The organism is Rhodovulum sp., assembly GCF_011048875.1.
Classification (GTDB): domain Bacteria; phylum Pseudomonadota; class Alphaproteobacteria; order Rhodobacterales; family Rhodobacteraceae; genus Rhodovulum; species Rhodovulum tesquicola.
The window spans coordinates 1-3094 of the sequence record NZ_DSDD01000446.1 but is presented as its reverse complement, the minus strand read 5'-3'; the positions used below and the strand labels follow the sequence as shown (position 1 = coordinate 3094).

7 protein-coding genes are annotated in these 3094 nt (G+C 70.2%); 1 reads left to right on the top strand and 6 read right to left on the bottom strand.

What is annotated here, in order from left to right; genetic code table 11:
* Positions 1-72: 72 nt before the first annotated feature.
* The 6 genes from ENN83_RS15140 to ENN83_RS15110 form a co-directional block, all read right to left on the bottom strand.
* Positions 73-516, bottom strand: coding sequence for a hypothetical protein (locus ENN83_RS15140; RefSeq protein WP_287188383.1), 444 nt, complete (start codon positions 514-516; stop codon positions 73-75).
* Between the two features lie 4 nt (positions 517-520).
* Positions 521-880, bottom strand: coding sequence for a hypothetical protein (locus ENN83_RS15135; protein WP_287188381.1), 360 nt, complete (start codon positions 878-880; stop codon positions 521-523).
* Positions 877-1461 (bottom strand): hypothetical protein, encoded by a 585-nt coding sequence (locus tag ENN83_RS15130; protein ID WP_287188379.1) that lies wholly within the window; start codon positions 1459-1461, stop codon positions 877-879. The genes ENN83_RS15135 and ENN83_RS15130 overlap by 4 nt, the downstream gene beginning before the upstream one ends.
* Positions 1458-1610: a hypothetical protein gene (locus ENN83_RS15125; protein WP_287188377.1), complete on the bottom strand. Its 153-nt coding sequence runs from the start codon at positions 1608-1610 to the stop codon at positions 1458-1460. Before ENN83_RS15125 ends, ENN83_RS15130 begins: the two co-directional genes overlap by 4 nt.
* A gap of 539 nt (positions 1611-2149) precedes the next feature.
* Positions 2150-2290, bottom strand: coding sequence for a hypothetical protein (locus tag ENN83_RS15115; RefSeq protein ID WP_287188373.1), 141 nt, complete (start codon positions 2288-2290; stop codon positions 2150-2152).
* Entirely contained in the window at positions 2287-2877 is a 591-nt protein-coding gene (locus ENN83_RS15110) for an ATP-binding protein (protein ID WP_287188371.1), read from the bottom strand. Before ENN83_RS15110 ends, ENN83_RS15115 begins: the two co-directional genes overlap by 4 nt.
* Before the next feature lie 22 nt (positions 2878-2899).
* Between ENN83_RS15110 and ENN83_RS15105 the strand changes: the two genes are divergently transcribed.
* A partial coding sequence (locus ENN83_RS15105; RefSeq protein ID WP_287188369.1) for a hypothetical protein occupies positions 2900-3094 on the top strand: 195 nt, incomplete at its 3' end.

Sequence of the window (3094 nt, the reverse complement as noted above, 5' to 3'; positions counted from 1 at the left end):
CGGTATCCTGGTGGTGCGGGATGCGGTCTGTCGGCAGCGGCGGACCCTCGACCGAGGGGATCACCTGCGGGATCACGCCAAGCAGGCGTATTTCGCAAGAATCATCGCGACGCGGGCAAAGGGTGGCATCGCTGGATAGGGCAGGCCCGGGAAATCGACGATCTCCATCGCCGCGGTCAGATCCTTGCCCTGCACGCCGAGCGTTCCGGGTGCCCCGCCCGTGCCGGGGGTCAGCGCGGTGCGGGTGACCACGCCGTTGATCAGCGTGCTGGCCTGCCCGTTCACCGTGGCCACCAGCGCCACCCGCAGAATCGGCAGCGCCGAGCCGCCGGCAAGCAGGAAGACGGTGTTCAGCGGCGAGTCCTTCTCGACTGCGAATTCCATCGAGAACCCGCTTTGCGTCTCGCCCGAATTGTCCTCGATGCTGACCGATTGCAGGGCGTCGATGACCGAGGCCGGGGTGGGGACCGGGATGCCCGGGCCGAACAGCAGCGTCAGGTCGATGCCCTTGATCATGGCGCTATTCCTCGGGCGGCGCGGGCACGCCGCGCGGCCAGGTGATGCGGATCGTGGTCTCCGGCGCTTCCAGGTCCTTGGCCCAGAGCGCGCCATTGGCATCCATCAGCAGCCAGAACATTTCCGGATCGCCGGTCTCGGCCGCGGCGATGCGGTCCAGCCGCTCGCCCTGTTTCGTCTCGCGCAGATGGCGCAGGGCAAATTCCTCGGGCGGTGGCGCGAGGCGGCATTTCAGACAGCTCACCGGCTGGCCGTCCGGCCCGGTGACCTGCGTGGTCGGGATGCCGTGATAGCGGCTTTCGGGCGGGAAATCGGTGCGCTCGACGATGCCCGCCTCGAACATCGCCTGGATCGGGTTCTTCATGTCGGCAGCCCCCCAAGTCCCAACTCGCCCAGCTGCCCGGCGGCGGCGCGTGCGGCCAGCGCCTCCTTGCCTTGCAGATAGGCCATGAACAGCCCGCCGCCCCGATGGTCGAAGCCCGGATCGGAGACCGACAGCACCCGCAGCGTCAGGCTGACCCGCGCGCGGATCGGGTTCAGCGCGGGGTCGAAGAATTCCTCGGTGATCGACAGTTCGGCCAGCCGCACCGGCACCACGCGGCTGCGGCTCCAGACGAACAGCGCCAGCGGGGGTTCGACGGGCGTGATCTCGAAACTGCCGCTGCGGCGCTGGGCGCCCTGGCGTTCGAGTTGCGCGACCGTCGGGTGCAGCATCGATTCCAGCGCGGCAAGTGCGGGGAACAGCCCGGTCTCGACCGCGGAGCCGGTCAGCCGCAGCGGATGCGCCCGCGCGCCCTCGCCCTCGACCGCCTGCGCGCTCAGCCGACGGCTCAGCGTCTCGGCGGCGTATTGCAACGCCACGATTCGGCGCACCGCCCCGCTGCCCGGCTCGATCAGCACCAGCCCCGCGCGGGTCAGCCGGGGGGAATGGGGAAAACCGGTCATGTGATCCTCACCTCGACCCGGTCGGAATTGGTGCCGGTGTTGTCCGCCACCTGAACGGTGACAGTGCCTGCCGTGTTGCCGATGGTCAGCGTGGCGCGGGTTTCGTCTGACGGATCCTTGGCGATCGTGCAGCCCGGATCGGGGGGCACGATGGTCCAGTCGAGCGAGGTTCCCGCCGGCAGCGTTCCGGGCAGCGCCTCGACCCCCAGCGAGACGGTGCGCGGTGCGGGCGCGGCGGTAGCTTCCTCGGTCTCGGACCCGGCGCTGGGCGGCGGCGGGGAAGCGCTCTTCGCCCGTGCGCCGGATAACCCCCTGGCCCTGCTGCAAGGTATGGGTCAGTTCATGCGCCATCAGGTGCCGCCCCTCACGGGTTTCGGGGGCGTATTCGTCCGGGGCGAAGGCGATGTTCCGGCCCAGCGTGCAGGCGCGTGCGCCGATGCCGCGGGTCCACCGGTGGATTTCATCTGCACCTCGTCCTCCTTCTTGCGCTTCTCTTCCTCGTCGGGCTGGCGCTGGATCAGCGGCGTGACCGGCAAGGGGCCAGTCAGGGGTGTGGGGCGGTCGGCGGTGACGGTATCGACGATGCGGTCGGCCTCCTGCTCGAACCGGTCACCCGGGCGACCGAGCATGGGCTTGGCCTGCACGCGCGCGGCGCAGGCGGGCTGGGCGGGTTGCGGCGGGGCGTGGGTCATGGGCCTGTTCCTTCGCGCACGCTGCGGGCCAGCCCGGCCACCGCCCCGGCGATGGCGCGTTCAAGGGCCGCGCGCGAGACCGGCCCGCCCGTGATGCTGAGCGCGTCGATCCGGATCGTGATGCGTTGCGGCGTCATTCCAGCGCCGTCCGTTCCGCGGCGGTGAAGGGTTTTTCCAGCTTGGCGTATTCGCGTTCGGCGGCGGCCAGAACGTGGGCCATCGTGACCGGCCCGCCGGTGTCGGCGGCCAGGTAGGTCGCGCTCAGCGCGACCGAGCGGATCGCCCCGCCCGCAAGGTTCAACCGCGCCAGCCGCGCGGGATCGAGCCCCGAGGTCGGCGTGGCGGCGGGAAAGATCCGCGCCCAGATCGCGGCGCGCGCCGGTGCATCGGGGAAGGGGAAGGTCACGACGAAGCGCAGCCGCCGCAGGAAGGCCGCATCCAGCGCCGATTTCTGGTTCGTCGTCAGGATCGCGAGGCCGGGATAGGATTCCATCCGCTGCAATAGGTAGCTGACCTCGATATTGGCATAGCGGTCATGGCTGTCGCGCACCTCGGAGCGTTTGCCGAACAGCGCGTCGGCCTCGTCGAACAGCAGGATCGCGCCGCTGGCCTCGGCGGCGGCAAAGACGCGCGACAGGTTCTTTTCGGTCTCGCCGATATATTCGCTGACCACCTGGCTCCGGTCGATCCGGTAAAGATCGAGCGCCAGTTCGCCCGCGATCACTTCGGCCGCCAGCGTCTTGCCGTTGCCCGAGGCGCCCTCGAACAGCGCCGCCGAACCCGGCCCCCGCGGGCTTTTCGCGCGCCAGCCCCATCACGAACTGCACCGCGGGTTCATCCGCGACCAGCGTCCGGCGCAGCATCGCCCCGGTGCCGTCCAGCGTCAGCAGAATGTGGCGGCGCAGCGGCGCGGCGGGGCAAAGCGCGGTCCATGCCTCGGG